This is a genomic window from Bradyrhizobium sp. UFLA06-24, from assembly GCF_054967145.1.
The window spans coordinates 20,810-36,222 of sequence record NZ_JADFUE010000008.1; the positions used below are offsets into that span (position 1 = coordinate 20,810).

At 65.3% G+C, this 15,413-nt stretch carries 17 protein-coding genes; 12 read left to right on the forward strand and 5 right to left on the reverse strand.

The window, feature by feature from the left end:
- Nucleotides 1-6: 6 nt before the first annotated feature.
- Entirely contained in the window at nt 7-1,164 is a 1,158-nt protein-coding gene (locus tag IF809_RS09210; protein WP_462837423.1) for an MFS transporter, read from the reverse strand.
- Between the two features lie 151 nt (nt 1,165-1,315).
- On the opposite strand from IF809_RS09210, the gene IF809_RS09215 reads away from it, so the two are divergent.
- Nucleotides 1,316-2,575, forward strand: coding sequence for an adenylate/guanylate cyclase domain-containing protein (locus tag IF809_RS09215; RefSeq protein WP_462837424.1), 1,260 nt, complete (start codon nt 1,316-1,318; stop codon nt 2,573-2,575).
- A 117-nt stretch (nt 2,576-2,692) separates the two neighbouring features.
- On the opposite strand, the gene IF809_RS09220 is transcribed toward IF809_RS09215, so the two are convergent.
- Nucleotides 2,693-3,937: an MFS transporter gene (locus IF809_RS09220; RefSeq protein ID WP_462837425.1), complete on the reverse strand. Its 1,245-nt coding sequence runs from the start codon at nt 3,935-3,937 to the stop codon at nt 2,693-2,695.
- Between the two features lie 168 nt (nt 3,938-4,105).
- Here IF809_RS09220 and IF809_RS09225 point away from each other — a divergent pair, with 168 nt between their 5' ends.
- Nucleotides 4,106-5,482: an Nramp family divalent metal transporter gene (locus tag IF809_RS09225; RefSeq protein WP_462837426.1), complete on the forward strand. Its 1,377-nt coding sequence runs from the start codon at nt 4,106-4,108 to the stop codon at nt 5,480-5,482.
- Between the two features lie 5 nt (nt 5,483-5,487).
- On the opposite strand, the gene IF809_RS09230 is transcribed toward IF809_RS09225, so the two are convergent.
- The 3 genes from IF809_RS09230 to hemB all read right to left on the reverse strand — a co-directional run bounded on the left by IF809_RS09230 (nt 5,488) and on the right by hemB (nt 8,110).
- Nucleotides 5,488-6,264, reverse strand: coding sequence for an arginyltransferase (locus IF809_RS09230; protein WP_128966627.1), 777 nt, complete (start codon nt 6,262-6,264; stop codon nt 5,488-5,490).
- A gap of 119 nt (nt 6,265-6,383) precedes the next feature.
- Complete coding sequence (locus IF809_RS09235; protein WP_453997408.1) at nt 6,384-6,923, reverse strand: RDD family protein; 540 nt, start codon at nt 6,921-6,923, stop codon at nt 6,384-6,386.
- Nucleotides 6,924-7,048: 125 nt separating this feature from the next.
- The gene (gene hemB, locus IF809_RS09240; protein WP_462837427.1) at nt 7,049-8,110 is read right to left on the reverse strand and encodes a porphobilinogen synthase; all 1,062 of its coding nucleotides are present in this window, start codon (nt 8,108-8,110) and stop codon (nt 7,049-7,051) included.
- A gap of 123 nt (nt 8,111-8,233) precedes the next feature.
- Here hemB and IF809_RS09245 point away from each other — a divergent pair, with 123 nt between their 5' ends.
- The 10 genes from IF809_RS09245 (at nt 8,234) to nusB (ending at nt 15,389) form a co-directional block, all read left to right on the forward strand.
- Entirely contained in the window at nt 8,234-8,737 is a 504-nt protein-coding gene (locus IF809_RS09245; protein WP_128966624.1) for a DUF6163 family protein, read from the forward strand.
- Between the two features lie 525 nt (nt 8,738-9,262).
- Nucleotides 9,263-9,781: a transcriptional regulator LdtR gene (gene ldtR / locus IF809_RS09250; protein ID WP_128966623.1), complete on the forward strand. Its 519-nt coding sequence runs from the start codon at nt 9,263-9,265 to the stop codon at nt 9,779-9,781.
- A 198-nt stretch (nt 9,782-9,979) separates the two neighbouring features.
- Nucleotides 9,980-10,216, forward strand: coding sequence for a hypothetical protein (locus IF809_RS09255; protein WP_128966622.1), 237 nt, complete (start codon nt 9,980-9,982; stop codon nt 10,214-10,216).
- Nucleotides 10,217-10,253: 37 nt separating this feature from the next.
- Nucleotides 10,254-10,475 carry a hypothetical protein gene (locus IF809_RS09260; RefSeq protein WP_128966621.1) on the forward strand — a complete coding sequence of 74 codons (222 nt, stop codon included), beginning with the start codon at nt 10,254-10,256 and terminating at the stop codon, nt 10,473-10,475.
- Nucleotides 10,476-10,772: 297 nt separating this feature from the next.
- Nucleotides 10,773-12,071 carry a serine hydroxymethyltransferase gene (glyA, locus tag IF809_RS09265; protein ID WP_453983537.1) on the forward strand — a complete coding sequence of 433 codons (1,299 nt, stop codon included), beginning with the start codon at nt 10,773-10,775 and terminating at the stop codon, nt 12,069-12,071.
- Nucleotides 12,072-12,099: 28 nt separating this feature from the next.
- Nucleotides 12,100-12,582: a transcriptional regulator NrdR gene (gene nrdR / locus IF809_RS09270; RefSeq protein WP_011087793.1), complete on the forward strand. Its 483-nt coding sequence runs from the start codon at nt 12,100-12,102 to the stop codon at nt 12,580-12,582.
- Nucleotides 12,579-13,727 (forward strand): bifunctional diaminohydroxyphosphoribosylaminopyrimidine deaminase/5-amino-6-(5-phosphoribosylamino)uracil reductase RibD, encoded by a 1,149-nt coding sequence (ribD, locus tag IF809_RS09275; RefSeq protein WP_462837428.1) that lies wholly within the window; start codon nt 12,579-12,581, stop codon nt 13,725-13,727. Before nrdR ends, ribD begins: the two co-directional genes overlap by 4 nt.
- 1 nt (nt 13,728) lies before the next feature.
- Complete coding sequence (locus IF809_RS09280; protein ID WP_128966618.1) at nt 13,729-14,340, forward strand: riboflavin synthase; 612 nt, start codon at nt 13,729-13,731, stop codon at nt 14,338-14,340.
- Between the two features lie 62 nt (nt 14,341-14,402).
- A complete protein-coding gene (gene ribH, locus IF809_RS09285; protein WP_128966617.1) occupies nt 14,403-14,894 on the forward strand; it encodes a 6,7-dimethyl-8-ribityllumazine synthase in 492 nt (163 codons plus the stop codon).
- 3 nt (nt 14,895-14,897) lie between these two features.
- Entirely contained in the window at nt 14,898-15,389 is a 492-nt protein-coding gene (gene nusB / locus IF809_RS09290) for a transcription antitermination factor NusB (protein ID WP_128966616.1), read from the forward strand.
- The last annotated feature ends 24 nt before the right edge of the window (nt 15,390-15,413 follow it).

The following is a 15,413-nucleotide window of genomic DNA, read 5'->3' on the forward strand; positions in this document are numbered from 1 at the left end:
GCCCGGTCAATCCGGCCGTGACTTGGCGCGGATCAGAAACAGCGCCGCCAGCGCCGACAGGCTCAGCGCCGACGAGACCATCAGCACCTTGGCGCCCATCACATCGATCAGCAGGCCGAATGCCAGCGGCGATATCGCCTGCGCCATCCTTGCCGGCGCGCCGATGATGCCGAGGCGATAGCCGAAATCCTTGGGGCCGAAGATCGCGAGTGGCAGCGTCCCGCGCGCGATCGTCAAAATGCCGTTGCCGGAGCCGTGCAGCAGGGCAAAGGCGCTCGCGGCCGGCGCGCCGAAGATGGCGACGACGGCAGCTCCGATCGGGTGGGTGAGGCAGGCGAGCCGGGTCGACAAGAGCGGATGAAAGCGGCTGAGTACGCTCGCTTCGAGAATGCGCGCGATCACCTGCGCCGGGCCGATCAGGGCGCCGGCCGCGATCGCTTCGACATGCGTTGCCCCTGTTGCCTCGAGGATGCGGGGGAAATGCACGGCCATGGCGCCGGTGACGGTCCAGACCGCTGCGAAGACGAAGGCGAGCAGCACCATCGTGCGGTCGAGCGGCAAATGCGGCTTCTCGGCCGCAGCCGCGGCCTGCTTGGCGCCCTTGATCGCCGGCAGCATGAAGAAGTTGAGGGGCAGGCCGATCAGGATATTGGCCGCGGCCCAGGCGAAACACGTCTCGCGCCAGCCGATATGGGCGAGCCCCCAGGCGGTGAGGGGCCAGCCCACGGTCGAGGCAAAGCCCGCCATCAGCGTGATGCCGGTGATCGAGCCGCGCGCCTCGGTGCCGTAGATTCGGCCGAGTGCGGCGAAAGCGGCATCATAGAGTCCCATGGCCATGCCGATGCCGAGCACGAGCCAGGCGAATGCCATCACCACGATCGACTGTGAGAAGCCGAGCAGGACGAGGCCCGCCGCGATGGTCAGGTTCGAGGCCGACAGCACCTGCCGTCCGCCGACGAGATCGATCTGCCGGCCGATGCGTGGCCCCAGCATCGCGGAGATCACCAGCGAAGCCGAGAATGCGCCGAAGACCCAGTTCGAGGAGACGCCGAGGTCGTGCGCCATGGGATCGGCGAGCAGGGCCGGCAGATAGTAGCTCGACGCCCAGGCCAGGGTCTGCGTCGTGCCGAGCGCCAGGATGATCGGAAGCTGGCGCTGGGTCATATCCCAATGTTTCTCGTCTGCAGTGTCATCGGTTCCATTTGCAGCCGGCAACGCCGGCACGTCAACAGCGTCCCGGACATGTTCGATCTGCTTGCGGATGAAGCTTGGTCTGCGGCCTTCCGCTCGTCATGAATGCACGCCATAATAGCGCATGCAAATAACCTCCCGCCTCGCGCTGATGAACTGGCTGGCCGGCCAGGGGCTCACCGGTCTTCCCGAACCCGATCTGCTCCGGGGATTTTGCGAGCGCTGCCGCGCCGAGGGGCTGGAACTCTCGCGCGGGCTCGTGGTCATCGATACGCTGCATCCGATCTACGAGGGCCGAGCCTTTCGCTGGAGCGATACGCCGACCAACGAGAGCGACGTCGTCGAATACGGCTCGACGGCTGAAGGCGATGCCGCCAAGAACTGGCGGCGCTCGGTGTTCTATCATCTGCTCGAGCATGGCCACGACGAGATGGTGCTCGATCTTGCCGATGCGCCCTCGCTCGATTTCTCGCAGATCGGCGACCTCGCCGAAAACGGTCACCGCCATTTCCTGGCGTTCGTGCACCGCTTCGGTGAGACCGGCGCGCTCGGACAGATGGACTGCCTCTACTCCTACTGGACGACGCGGCGTGACGACGGCTTTGCCGAAGCCGAGCTCGCCGCGCTGCGCGATCTCGTGCCGGTGCTGGGACTCGCGATCAAATCGGCGCAGCAGGTCGACATCGTGCGGACGCTGGGACGGGTCTATCTCGGACGCGATGCCTCCGAGCAGGTTCTGCGCGGGCGCATCTCGCGCGGCGTCACCGAACGCATCAATGCCGTGCTCTGGTATTCGGATCTGCGCGGCTCGACCGGGATCAGCGAGAGCATCGGGCCGGACGAGATCATCCCGTTCCTCAACGACTATGCGCAGGCCGTGATCGACGCGATCCACGAAGCCGGCGGCGACGTGCTGAAGCTGATCGGCGACGGCGTGCTCGCGATGTTCACGGCTGCGGACATGGCGGATGCGCGGCGCGCCGCGCTGCGAGCCGAGCACCTGTTCCGCCAGAATGTCGCGGCGCTGAATGCACGCCGCGCGGCGGAGGGCCGTCCGACCACATCGGCCTATATCGGGCTGCATGTCGGCGAGGTCCTTTACGGCAATATCGGCAGCGAGGACCGGCTCGATTTCACAGTGGTGGGGCCGACCGTGAACGAGGTCAGCCGCATCGCCTCGATGAGCCGCTCGGTCGATCGCGAAGTGCTGGCGTCGGCGGAATTCTACAAGGGCCTGGACGCCGCCGGTCGCCGCTATCTCGTCTCCACCGGCCGTTACGCGTTGCGCGGCATCGGCCGCGCGCAGGATCTCTACACGCTCGACCCCGAGGTCGATGCGAGCGAGCCCGTGACCGGGAGCTACGAGCGGTATCTGGCGAATTAAGCACTGGTGTCGCCGCCCACGCGGTCATTGCGAGCGCAGCGAAGCAATCCAGATGATCTCCGCGGAAGGATTCTGGATTGCTTCGTCGCGAAGGGCTCCTCGCAATGACGCCTGTGGCTAGCACCGTGCCGCCACTTCATCCCCCACCATCGCCGGCTGCCGGTCCAGCGCCACCGCCGGTGACAGCCAGATCACCAGCGCCTGCACGCCGAACACGGCCGCCGCGAGATAGAGGCACGCTTCCGCGCTCCAGATGCCGCCGACGATCGCACCCAGTGCCGAGCCGAGCGGGCGGGCGCCGTAGCTCATGATGTTGATGGCGGAGACCCGGCCGAGCAGACGCGGGGGCGTCACCGACTGGCGCAAGGTCGTGGTCGAGATCACCCAGAGGATCGGGCCGACGCCGAGCAGGAAGAAGCTCAAGGCAGCAAGCCACGGCGAGGGCACCAGCACCGTCAGCGCCATCACCAGGGCCGCGACGAAGCCGGTGATCGGGCCGAGGCCAACGACCGTGCCGAACGCAATGCGTTGCATCACGCGCGTTGCGAACAGCGCGCCGATCACCATGCCGACACCGTACATCGTCAACACCGTGCCGACGCCCGCGGCGGTCAGACCGAGATGGCGCACTGCATAGGGCACGAACACCGCGATCTGCAGGAACCAGCCGGTGTTGAAGATAAACTGGGTGATGAACACCGGCCGCAGCAGCGGATGGTGAAACACGAAACCGGCGCCCTCGCGGATGTCCTGGAACGGATGACGGCGCGGCATCGGCGCACGGGTCGGTTCGTAGAGACCGGAGAGCAGGATCACGGCGATCGCCGAGAGCGTGGCGGCAAAGCCGAAGGCCGGGCTCGCACCCCACCATCCCACCAGCGCGCCGCCGAGCGCAGGACCGCTTGCGAAGGCGATGGTGCGGGCCAGCTCGATCCGCGCATTCGCAGCCGGCAGCAGCTCTGCGCTCACCAGCGAGGGCACCAGCGCGGGCGCGGCCACGCTGTAGACCACAGTGCCGCATGCCGCGGCAAAGCCGAGTAGCGCCAGCAGCGGCAGATTGAGCGCGCCGAGCGCGAGCAGGAGAACGATCGCAGCCAGCGCCGCCGCGCGTAGCGCCTCGGCGCCTGCCATCAGCGCGCGGCGCGAGATGCGGTCGGCGAGCAGGCCGGCGGGGATGGCGAACAGGACGAAGGGCAAGGTGAGGGCGGTCTGGAGCAGGCCGGTCTGGCCCTCGGCCACACCCAGCGTCAGCACCGCGACGATGGGCGCTGCGGCCAGGGCGATCTGCTCGGCCGATTGAGCCGCGAGGTTGGACCAGGCGAGGCGATTGAAGGTGTCAGGGAGACGGGACGGATTTGACATGGCGCATTTCCTGCAAAGTCTTGATGGCGCCAGTATCGGAGACCCGGGACGGCCAAACCCACCCGCTTCCCGACAGGGCCGGGTCGATGGCGCGATGACGGGAACCGATGCGGCTAGATGCAGTTGCAAATGAGTTGCAATAAAAGCCTATCCCGGTATTCTGCCAGCATGGATGCTAGATCGCCCGATCTGACCCAGGATCTCACTCGCGGCCTGACCCAGGACTCGGCCGGCTGGCGCGATGATGCGCCCGCGACCAAGAGCCTGGCCGAGGTGAACGCCACGGTGCCCCTCCCGACGGCAGGGACGTGGTGGCGGCGGCTGCTGGCCTTCATCGGCCCGGGCTACATGGTCTCGGTCGGCTACATGGACCCCGGCAATTGGGCGACCGACCTCGCCGGCGGGTCGAGGTTCGGCTACACGCTGCTCGCGGTCATCCTGCTCTCGAACCTCATGGCGATCCTGCTGCAGTCCTTGGCGGCGCGGCTCGGCATCGTCACCGACCGCGATCTCGCGCAGGCCTGCCGCGCGACTTATTCGCCCGCCGTCAACTTTCTGCTCTGGCTCGCTTGCGAGGCGGCGATCATCGCCTGCGATCTCGCCGAGGTGATCGGCACCGCGATCGCGCTGAAGCTTCTGTTTGGCATTCCCCTGATCGGCGGTGCGCTGATCGCAGCGCTGGATGCGTTCCTGCTGCTGGTCCTGATGAACCGCGGCTTCCGCCTCCTCGAAGCCTTCGTGATGGCGCTGCTTTCGGTGATCGCGATCTGCTTTGCGGTCCAGATCGTCGCTGCTGCGCCGCCGATCGCGGACGTGCTGCGCGGCTTTGCGCCGAAGAGCGAGATCTTCACCAATCCCGAGATGCTCTACATCGCGATCGGCATCATCGGCGCGACCGTGATGCCGCATAATCTCTATCTGCATTCGTCGATCGTGCAGACGCGCGCCTATGCGCGCGACGACGAAGGCCGTCGCGAAGCGATCAAATGGGCGACGACGGATTCCACGATAGCGCTGATGCTGGCGCTGTTCATCAACGCCGCGATCCTGGTGGTGGCGGCCGCGACCTTCCACACCAGCGGCCATTCCGACGTCGCCGAGATCGGCCAGGCGTTCGAGCTGCTCTCGCCCTTGCTCGGTCTCGGTATCGCCTCGACACTGTTCGCGGTCGCGCTGCTCGCCTCGGGCCTGAACTCGACCGTGACCGCGACGCTCGCCGGCCAGATCGTGATGGAAGGCTTTCTCGATCTGCGCCTGCCGAGCTGGGCGCGCCGCCTGCTGACGCGCGGCATCGCTATCGTCCCTGTCATCGTCGTCACCGCAATCTACGGCGAGCGCGGCACGGCGGATTTGCTGGTGTTCAGCCAGGTCGTGCTGTCGATGCAGCTTCCCTTCGCCGTGATCCCGCTGGTCCGCTTCGTCTCGGATCGCCGCAAGATGGGCCAGTTCGCGATTCCCGCGTCGGTCGCCGCGATCGCGTGGATCGTCGCGGGTGTAATCGTGGTTCTGAACGTGAAGCTGCTGGTGGATGTACTGTTGGGGTGAGCGCGTTAATCCTGCGGCTCGGACGCCGCATCGCCTTGTGCGTCGATGCGCAGCCAGCCTGAGGGGGCGAGGCGCTGCTGCGGCAGGAAGCGGGCCTTGTAGTCCATCTTCTTCGACCCTTCGATCCAGTAGCCGAGATAGACGTAAGGCAAGCCTTGCCGCCGCGCCCGCGCGATGTGGTCGAGGATCATGAAGGTGCCCATCGAGCGGCTGACCTGGTTCGGCTCGAAGAACGAATAGACCATCGACAGGCCGTCGCTCAGCACGTCGGTCAGCGCGACCGCGATCAGCTCTTCGCCGCGGCCGGTGAGGCCGCTGTCGGGACCCCGCTTGCGGTACTCGATGATGCGGGTCTCGACGTGGCTGTCCTCCACCATCATGGCGTAGTCGAGCACGGTCATGTCGGCCATGCCGCCGTGGCGGTGACGGGCGTCGAGATAGGCGCGGAAGATGGAATATTGTTCGGAGGTCGGCACCGCGCTGCGCTGCTCGCCGATGATGTCGGCGTTGCGCGCCATCACCTTGCGGAAGTTGCGGGAGGGGCGGAACTCGTTGGCGATGACCCGGACGGAGACACAGGCGCGGCACTGGTCGCAGGCCGGCCGGTAAGCGATCGACTGGCTGCGGCGGAACCCGCCATGGGTCAGGAGGTCATTGAGATCACCGGCGCGGTCACCCACGAGGTGCGTAAACACCTTGCGCTCATGCCGGCCCGGCAGATACGGGCAAGGGGAGGGCGCCGTGAGGTAAAATTGTGGGGTGTCGCGCGAGTGCTGGGTCAAGGGACGTCGTGGGCCTCCGAAGTGGCTGTCAGCATCGCGCTCCAGAAGCCCTTGGTCAATCGGTCTGCTCGGCGGGTCAGCTCAGTCAGCTTAGTCGATCCTGGTTGATAGGCTCTTGCTCACCAGGTCCTCGCGGTCTGAGCCACGGGCGCCCGGACGGAATTGTTGATCACGACCGTTCCCAGCACGAAATCATGCAGCAGGCGCCGGCGACCATTGAACAGGCCGATCAGCACGACGAAGGGCGTCAGGAACGAGACGGTCACCCAGAACAGCACGGCATGGGTCGCGCCGAGGACAAAGTAGCCGGGCGCGCCGTACCAGGTGCGCAGCTCCAGGTCCATGATCCGCATCCCGACCGTCGCCGATGAGGGACCGCCGATGCAGGCGCCGTAATAGACGATGGCCCAGATCACGGAGGCCGGCCAGGCCAGCCAGAACAGCGCCCAGCCGATGCCGAGCGTCACCACGCCGAACAGGGCAATGAAGATGTAGCCGAGGATGACGGGCACGGAGATCACGATCATGTCGATCAGGAACGCGAACACCCGCCGCGTCGCGACACCGCGGAACAGTTCCGGATGCTGATAGGGATCATAGGCGTGCGGCTGCGCAGCACCGTCATTGCGCCAGGCATTGCCCGAATCCGAATACGACATGTCCGTTCTCCCAGGGGAAACTCCCGTGGCAGGACATGGGAACAGGCTCGTCCCCTGCCAAGGGCGCAGCCGGATTAACAAGCCGAAATATTCCGGCGATTCGGGGGCGGAAAGACCGCGCGGGATTACCCCAGCGCGCGCAGCTTCTCCGCGGCCTTCGGCGCGAAATAGCTAAGCACGCCGTCGGCGCCGGCGCGCTTGAAGGCGAGCAGGCTCTCCATCATCGCGCGGTCACCATCGAGCCAGCCGTTGCCGGCGGCGGCAGCGATCATCGCGTACTCGCCGGAGACCTGGTAGGCGAAGGTCGGCATCGCAAACGTGTCTTTCACACGGCGCACCACGTCGAGATAGGGCAGGCCGGGCTTGACCATCACCATGTCGGCGCCTTCCGCGATGTCGAGCTCGACTTCGCGCAGTGCTTCGTCGCTGTTGGCGCTGTCCATCTGATAGGTGCGCTTGTCGCCGGTGAGTGTCTTGGCCGAGCCGATGGCGTCGCGGAACGGGCCGTAGAAGGCCGAGGCGTATTTTGCGGCATATGCCATGATCTGCACGTCGAGCAGGCCGGCGCGGTCCAATCCTTCGCGGATCGCGGCAACGCGGCCGTCCATCATGTCCGAGGGCGCGATGATGTCGCAGCCGGCTTCGGCCTGCACCAGCGCCTGCCGCACCAGCACCGCGACCGTCTCGTCGTTCAGGATCTTGCCGTCGGAGATCAGACCGTCATGGCCATGGCTGGTGAAGGGGTCGAGCGCGACGTCGCAGAGGACCCCGATGTCAGGGAATTCCTTCTTGATCGCGCGCACCGCCTGGCAGACGAGATTGTTCGGGTTGGTCGCTTCCGAGCCCTCCTCGTCGCGCAGGGACGGATGGGTATAGGGAAACAGCGCGATGCAGGGGATCGTGAGCTTCATGGCGCGCTCGGCCTCGCGGACCGCCTGGTCGACGCTGAGGCGCTCGACGCCGGGCATCGAGGCGACCGGCTCGCGCTTGTTGTCGCCGTCGATCAGGAACAGCGGCCAGATCAGATCATCGGTGGTGAGCACGTTCTCGCGCACCATGCGCCTGGCCCATTCGGCCTTGCGGTTGCGGCGGGGGCGAACGGTCAGATCGAGGGCATGAGGCACCGCTGTACCCGTCCCGCGCGCGACCTCGCGCAGTTCGATCGGACGTCCGTATTTGATCGCCATCACTCTTCTCCCGGCTGGAATTATTCTTATACCAGCTCGCATGGTTCCCGTCACCGCGGCTTGACCTCCCGCAAGGTGATGGCAGCCGATTGATTTTGCGAGGCGAAACAGCCAGAAGGGGCTATGTCCGAGATCTCCACCCGCGATGCGGCCCGCGACAGCGCCAATGCCAGGGACGCCGTCAGAGACAATGCGCGAGACAGCGCGATGTCGGTGGCGGCGATCTCGTCGGAGCGCACCGAGTCCGATGACAACGTCTGGACCCGCCGGCTGGTGCTGTTCCTGCGGGTGATGGCGTTGCTGTCGATCCTCAAGGGCCTCTATCACTGGGCACAGGTGACGGGCTTCGTCGGCGGCGAGGACGATGCCTTCGAGAACCAGTCGATGGCCTGGCAGGCCTCGACCATTTACTTCGCGGTCATCGAGCTCGTCGCTGCGGTCGGCCTCTGGCTCGCCACGCCCTGGGGCGCGGTGGTGTGGCTCACGACCGTGGTCTCGATGGCCGTGATCGAGCTGATGTTTCCGGGCATCTATGGCGGCAGCCTGGTCGTCGTGGGCGTCGAGGCCTTCATGCTCGCCGCTTATCTGGCGCTCGCCTGGATGGCCGCGCGCGAACGGCCGCCGTAGCCGACGTCTCCGTTATCAAAGAATACTCTCGCGCCGCGGACGCGATGCAGCGCGCCGCACTTGCGGCGTGATGCGTCGCAGAGCCGGGCCCATCTCTCCGCGGTCGCGTTTTTGGCTTCTTGGTCCCGGCTCTGCCTTCGCTTCGCTTGTCCGGGACACGAGAGGACGTGCGCTCTCGTGGTGACTTGGTTGACCGCTGGTTGCCTAAAATTCGAGGTAAGTTTTCGTTGACCTAGCGGTTTCCGCCACAGCTCTTACGCGTGCGTTTCGAAATGGGGCGGGGCTGTGCTGGAATGTGACAGCAGCGGCGGACGGAGGGTGAACAGGACCTTGCGACGGTCAACAGAGGCTTTCGAAAAGTGCTTGTGGCACAGGCTTAATCCGCAATTCACTGTCTTAAATTCATGATCTCTTTATTCTCTTATTTAAGCCGATCTTCAAACGCCCCCCTTAAGTTGCACCTATCAGACGGGACACAAGTTTCGTCGAATAAGTGTCGATAAAAACGACAACAGGGGAAGTGTCATGATGAAAGCCGTCGCAACTGCGGCAGATACCGCAGAGCGCGTTTCCGGCCCGCAGGGTTCGGTGCAGTCGCTCTATCTGGAAGCATTGACTCTGGTGGAGCGGCTGCATCGCCGGCTCCTCGACGTGATCAAGGACGAGTTCGATCGTCGTGGCCGCGCCGACATCAATTCCGTGCAGGCGCTCCTGCTCTACAACATCGGCGACAAGGAGCTGACCGCGGGCGAACTGCGCACGCGCGGTTACTATCTCGGCTCCAACGTCTCCTACAATCTGAAGAAGCTCGTCGAGCTCGGCTTCCTCGACCATCAGCGTTCGCGCGTTGACCGCCGCTCGGTGCGCATTCGTCTGACGCCGCAGGGCCAGGAAGTCCGCCGCATAGTCGACGCGCTCTACCAGAAGCACGTCAAGACGGTGGAGCAGGTCGGCGGCATCTCGGGCGAGGAGTTCTCGACCCTCAACAAGTCGCTGCACCGCCTCGAGCGATTCTGGACCGACCAGATCCTGTATCGCCTCTGAGTTCCAAGGGATTAAAGCCAAGCCGGCCCCAAACAAGACCGGCAGGCCTCCTGACGTGCCTGACTTCCCCCAAGCGCGCCGGCCCGGCTTTGCCTGGACCGGTGCGTTTTGACGTCCTTTCGCGCTTGCGAAATAATTGGCCTGATCGGCGGAACCGGTCGCTCGCGTCGCAGTTGTCTTCCTGGATCGGAGGACGCCATGCTGGTCGAGCGCGGGTTGCAGGCAATGAACGTCGAGCTCGTGAGCGATGCCTATGCCATCGCTGCGAATTACCTGCGCCGTTCCGGTGCGATCCCCGACACGCTCGTCACCAACGAACGCCTGCTCGAGATCATCATCAAGCTGCTCCAGCACGGCGAATTCAACAAAATCAGGCTCGCCAACAAGGCGATCGCGCGATTTGAAGCGCAGGGCGAGGCCAGAGCGGTTGCCTGATCAAGACTCCCAAAATCTAGGACAGCCAGAGGGTGCCATGGAAGCCGCCATCGACCGCATCATGAAGACCTATGACCTGCTCGCCAATCGCACGGCGGCGGCGAGCGAGGAGGCGCGGGAAAAGGTGACGCAGTACATCAACACCCTGGTGGAAGCCGGCGAGAAGGACACCCATAGGCTAACGGTCTGCGGCCTGACTTATCTGCGCCAGCTCGACGGCAGCATTGACCCGGTGAAGGCGGGGTATACCGGGCTGTAGACGGGCTGGCCTGCAGGTCAGCAGTCCGGACCAATTGCCATTCCCGAGGGCCAGCGCCCCATTTGCAGGGATTTGACGCCTGACCGTCCAATCCGCGCCTCGATACCGGGGTCTCCCGCAAGCTCGCGGGGCCTCGAGGTCCCGGCAGTCTCCACCATATCTGGCATAATTCCCCCGCCTGACCCGCAAATGCTTGGCCGGGGCGGGGGGATGTGGTAGATCGCGCTCGCCGCTTCCGATCGCCACACCAGACCCCCGTAGCCCGCCAAAAGGCTGCGGCGGTGGAGATATTCCACGATGACGTCAGCCAAGACCGCCAACGCGCCCGATTCGTTCTTCACCGCCTCGCTCGAGCAGGCCGACCCGGAAATCGCTGCCGCCATCAAGGGCGAGCTCGGCCGGCAGCGCCACGAAGTGGAGCTGATCGCCTCCGAGAACATCGTCAGCCGGGCCGTGCTGGAAGCGCAGGGTTCGGTGATGACCAACAAATACGCGGAAGGTTATCCGGGCGCGCGCTACTATGGCGGTTGTGAGTGGGTGGACGTCGCCGAGAACCTTGCGATCGACCGCGCCAAGAAGCTGTTCGGCGCCAACTTCGCCAACGTGCAGCCGAACTCCGGCAGCCAGATGAACCAGGCGGTGTTTCTGGCGCTGCTGCAGCCCGGCGACACCTTCATGGGCCTCGACCTTGCGGCCGGCGGCCATCTCACCCATGGCTCGCCCGTCAACATGAGCGGCAAGTGGTTCAAGGCCGCGCACTACACGGTGCGCCGCGAGGACCAGATCATCGACATGGACGCCGTCGCCAAGCAGGCCGAAGAAGTGAAGCCGAAGCTGATCGTCGCGGGTGGCTCGGCCTATTCGCGCGCCTGGGACTTCAAGCGCTTCCGCGAGATCGCGGATAGCGTCGGCGCGTATCTGCTGGTCGATATGGCGCATTTCGCGGGCCTCGTTGCCGGCGGCGTGCATGCATCGCCCGTGCCGTACGCTCACGTCACCACGACCACCACACACAAGTCGTTGCGCGGTCCGCGTGGCGGCCTGATGCTGTGGAATGACGAGGCGCTGACCAAGAAGTTCAACTCGGCGATCTTCCCGGGCCTGCAGGGTGGCCCCCTGATGCATGTGATCGCGGCGAAGGCGGTGGCCTTCGGCGAGGCGCTGCGTCCGGACTTCAAGGTCTATGCGAAGAACGTGGTCGAGAACGCCAAGGCGCTGGCCGAGGCGATGAAGAGCCACGGTTTCGACATCGTCTCCGGCGGCACCGATAACCATCTGATGCTCGTTGACCTCCGGCCGAAAGGCCTGAAGGGCAACGCCTCGGAAAAGGCGTTGGTGCGCGCTGCCATCACCTGCAACAAGAACGGTATTCCCTTCGACCCCGAGTCCCCGTTTGTCACCTCAGGCATTCGTCTGGGCACGCCGGCGGCGACGACCCGCGGCTTTGGCGTCGCTGAATTCCAGCAGGTCGGCGGCATGATCGCCGAGGTTCTCAATGCGATCGCGCAGTCCTCTGACGGCAAGGCGCCGCTGGTGGAAGCCGCGATCAAGGAACGGGTCAAGGCGCTCACCGACCGGTTCCCGATCTATCAGTAAGGCCAAGAAAACGGGTTAAGGTCAACGGATGCGCTGCCCGAACTGCAACAGTCTCGATACGCAGGTGAAGGACTCGCGTCCGACCGAGGACTCGTCCGTGATCCGCAGGCGGCGCGTGTGCGTCGCCTGCAATTTCCGCTTCACCACCTTCGAGCGCGTGCAGCTGCGCGAGCTCACGGTGATCAAGCGCAACGGCCGCCGCGTGCCGTTCGACCGCGACAAGCTGATGCGCTCGGTGCAGATTTCGCTTCGCAAGCGCCAGGTCGAGCCAGAGCGGGTCGAGAAGATGGTCTCCACCATCGTGCGCGAGCTCGAGACCGGGGGCGAGGCCGAGATCTCTTCCGAGGTGATCGGTGAGACCGTGATGGAGCATCTGCGCACGCTCGATGACGTTGCTTATGTGCGCTTCGCCTCCGTCTATCGCAATTTCCGCGAGGCCAAGGATTTCGCCGACGTGCTCGGCGAGCTCTCCGGTGAGGAGGAAGCGCGGCTCGCCGCGATCCGCAAATGATCTTCCGTATCCTGGAGGATCAGTTCGCAGCAAAGATCCGGGAGTCCAAGGACGCCGATCGCCGCTTCATGCAGCTGGCGCTGGCGCTCGGCCGGCGCGGGCAGGGACGCACCTGGCCCAATCCGGCCGTGGGCGCCGTTGTCGTCAAGGACGGTGTCATCCTCGGCCGCGGCTGGACGCAAGCCGGCGGACGACCTCACGCCGAGCCTGAAGCATTGCGGCGCGCAGGCGAGGCGGCGCGCGGCGCCACGCTCTACGTCACGCTCGAACCATGCTCGCATTTCGGCAAGTCACCGCCTTGCGCCGATGCGGTGATCGCGGCCGGCATCAAGCGCGTGGTGGCGGCGATCGAGGATCCCAATCCTGATGTGGCGGGGCAGGGCCACGCCCGGTTGCGTGCTGCCGGCATCACAGTGGATGTAGGTCTATGCGCCGCGGAAGCGGCGTTCGACCATGCGGGTCATTTCCGCCGGATCAGGGACAAGCGTCCGCATGTGATCCTGAAGCTTGCGGTCTCGCCCGACGGCAAGATCGGGGCTGAAGGTGGCAAGCCGCTGGCGATCACCGGCGAGGCCGTGCGCGACCGGGTGCATCTGTTGCGCGCCTCGAGCGATGCCATCCTGGTCGGGATCGGCACGGTGCTGGCGGACGATCCGCAGCTCAATTGCCGCCTGCCGGGCATGGCGGCGCGCTCGCCGGTGCGCGTGGTGCTCGACCAGAGCCTGCGCATTCCGGCTTCGAGCCGGCTGGTGCGCTCCGCGCGCGAGACGCCGCTTTGGGTGATGGCGTCCGAGCTTGCGGAAGCGGCCGCTGCGACCCGGCTGGGCGCGGCCGGTGCGCAAATCATGCGCATGCCGTCGAATGGTGCAGCCGGGCTCGATCTTCCGGCCGTGCTGCATGCATTGGCCGACAAGGGCATCACGCGGCTGATGGTTGAGGGCGGCAGCCATGTCGCGGCCTCGTTCGTGGCCGCCGACCTCGTCGACGAGATCTGGCTGTTCCGCGGGGCGGAAGAGGTGGGCCCTGATGGCGTCGATGCGCTCGATGCATTGCCCCTGTCGAAAATCACGCAGTCGCCGGCCTACAAGGTTCATGCTAGCGAGACATTCGGCCCCGATACTCTCACCATCTACGAGCGCGCGTAACATGTTCACCGGCATTGTCACCGATATCGGCGAGATCGTCAGCTTCACGCCAACGGCGCAGGGCCAGCTGCACCGCCTGCGCATCGCGTGCAGCTACGATCAGAGCACCATCGCCGATGGGGCCTCGATCGCGTGCAACGGCGTCTGCCTGACGGTCGTCGCCTCCGGCGTCGCAGGCGGCAAAACCTGGTTCGAGGTCGATACCGCTGCCGAGACGCTGGCACTCACGACGGCCAAGTCCTGGAAGCTGGGCACGCGGCTCAACCTCGAGCGTGCTCTCAAGATCGGTGATGAACTCGGTGGCCATATCGTCGCCGGCCATGCCGACGGCATCGCCACCATCGTCAGCCGCGAGGACCTGCCCGAGATGGCGCGGTTCAAGCTCTCGACCACGCGCGAGCTGGCGAGGTTCATCGCCACGAAAGGCTCGATCACGCTCGACGGCGTCTCACTGACGATCAATACGGTTGAGGATGTGACCTTTTCGGTCCTGATCATCCCGCATACGCTTGATGTGACCACGATCGGTGGCTGGAAGGCGGGCAGTGAGGTCAATATCGAGGTCGATCTGATGGCGCGCTATGCGGCGCGGCTGACGGAAATGACGGTTTAAAACTTGGCTTCCACGCCCGCGGCGACTACATAACGCGCCTACCCAGTAAACGGATTGAGACGATGGCAGACGCGCGGCGCGCACCCCTGAAGGACCAGACCGACATTTCCGGCGCGCGTGCGCTCGTCGTCGAGGCAAGGTTCTATGACGATCTCCAGGACGCACTGTTGGACGGCGCTGTCGCCGAGCTGAAAGCGGCCGGGCTGACGCATGACGTCATCACGGTTCCCGGAGCGCTGGAGATTCCGGCGGCGGTGGCGATCGCGGTCGACGCAGCCGCGGCGAACGGCAAGCCCTATGATGCGGTGATCGCGCTCGGCTGCGTCATCCGCGGCGACACCATTCATTTCGAGATCGTCTCGCAGGAATCCTCCCGCGCGCTGATGGACCTCGCCGTGGCGCGCAAGCTGCCGCTCGGCAACGGCATCCTTACCGTCAACAACGAGGACCAAGCCTGGGCGCGGGCGCGCTCAAGCGAGCTCAACAAGGGCGGCGATGCCGCGCGCGCCGCGCTTGCGATGCTGCGCATCAAGCGCCGCCTGGCCCGGACCTGAGCCATGTCTGATCCAAAGAAACCGGGCGCTCCCGAGAAGAAGGCGAACCGGCGCGGCGCGGCGCGGCTCGCGGCCGTCCAGGCGCTGTACCAGATGGATATCGCCGGCGCGGGCATCAACGACATCTTTGCCGAGTTCGAAAGCCACTGGCTCGGCAACGAGGTCGAGGGCGACACCTATTTGCCGGCGGAAGCCGCGTTCTTCCGCGACGTCGTCTCCGGCGTTGTGCGCGACCAGAAAAAGCTCGATCCGCTGATCGACGAAGCGCTGTCGAAGGGCTGGCCGTTGAAGCGGATCGAAGCGATCCTGCGCGCCGTGCTGCGGGCAGGGGCCTATGAGCTCCAGCATCGCAAGGACGTGCCGGGCCGCGTCGTGGTGTCCGAATATGTCGACGTTGCCAACGCCTTCGTCGACCGCGAGGAGACCGGCATGGTCAACGCCGTGCTCGACCAGATCGGCCGCCAGTTTCGCGGTGACGAGTTCGGGCGGGGGTAGTTTATCCGCGAGGGCGGTGAAGTC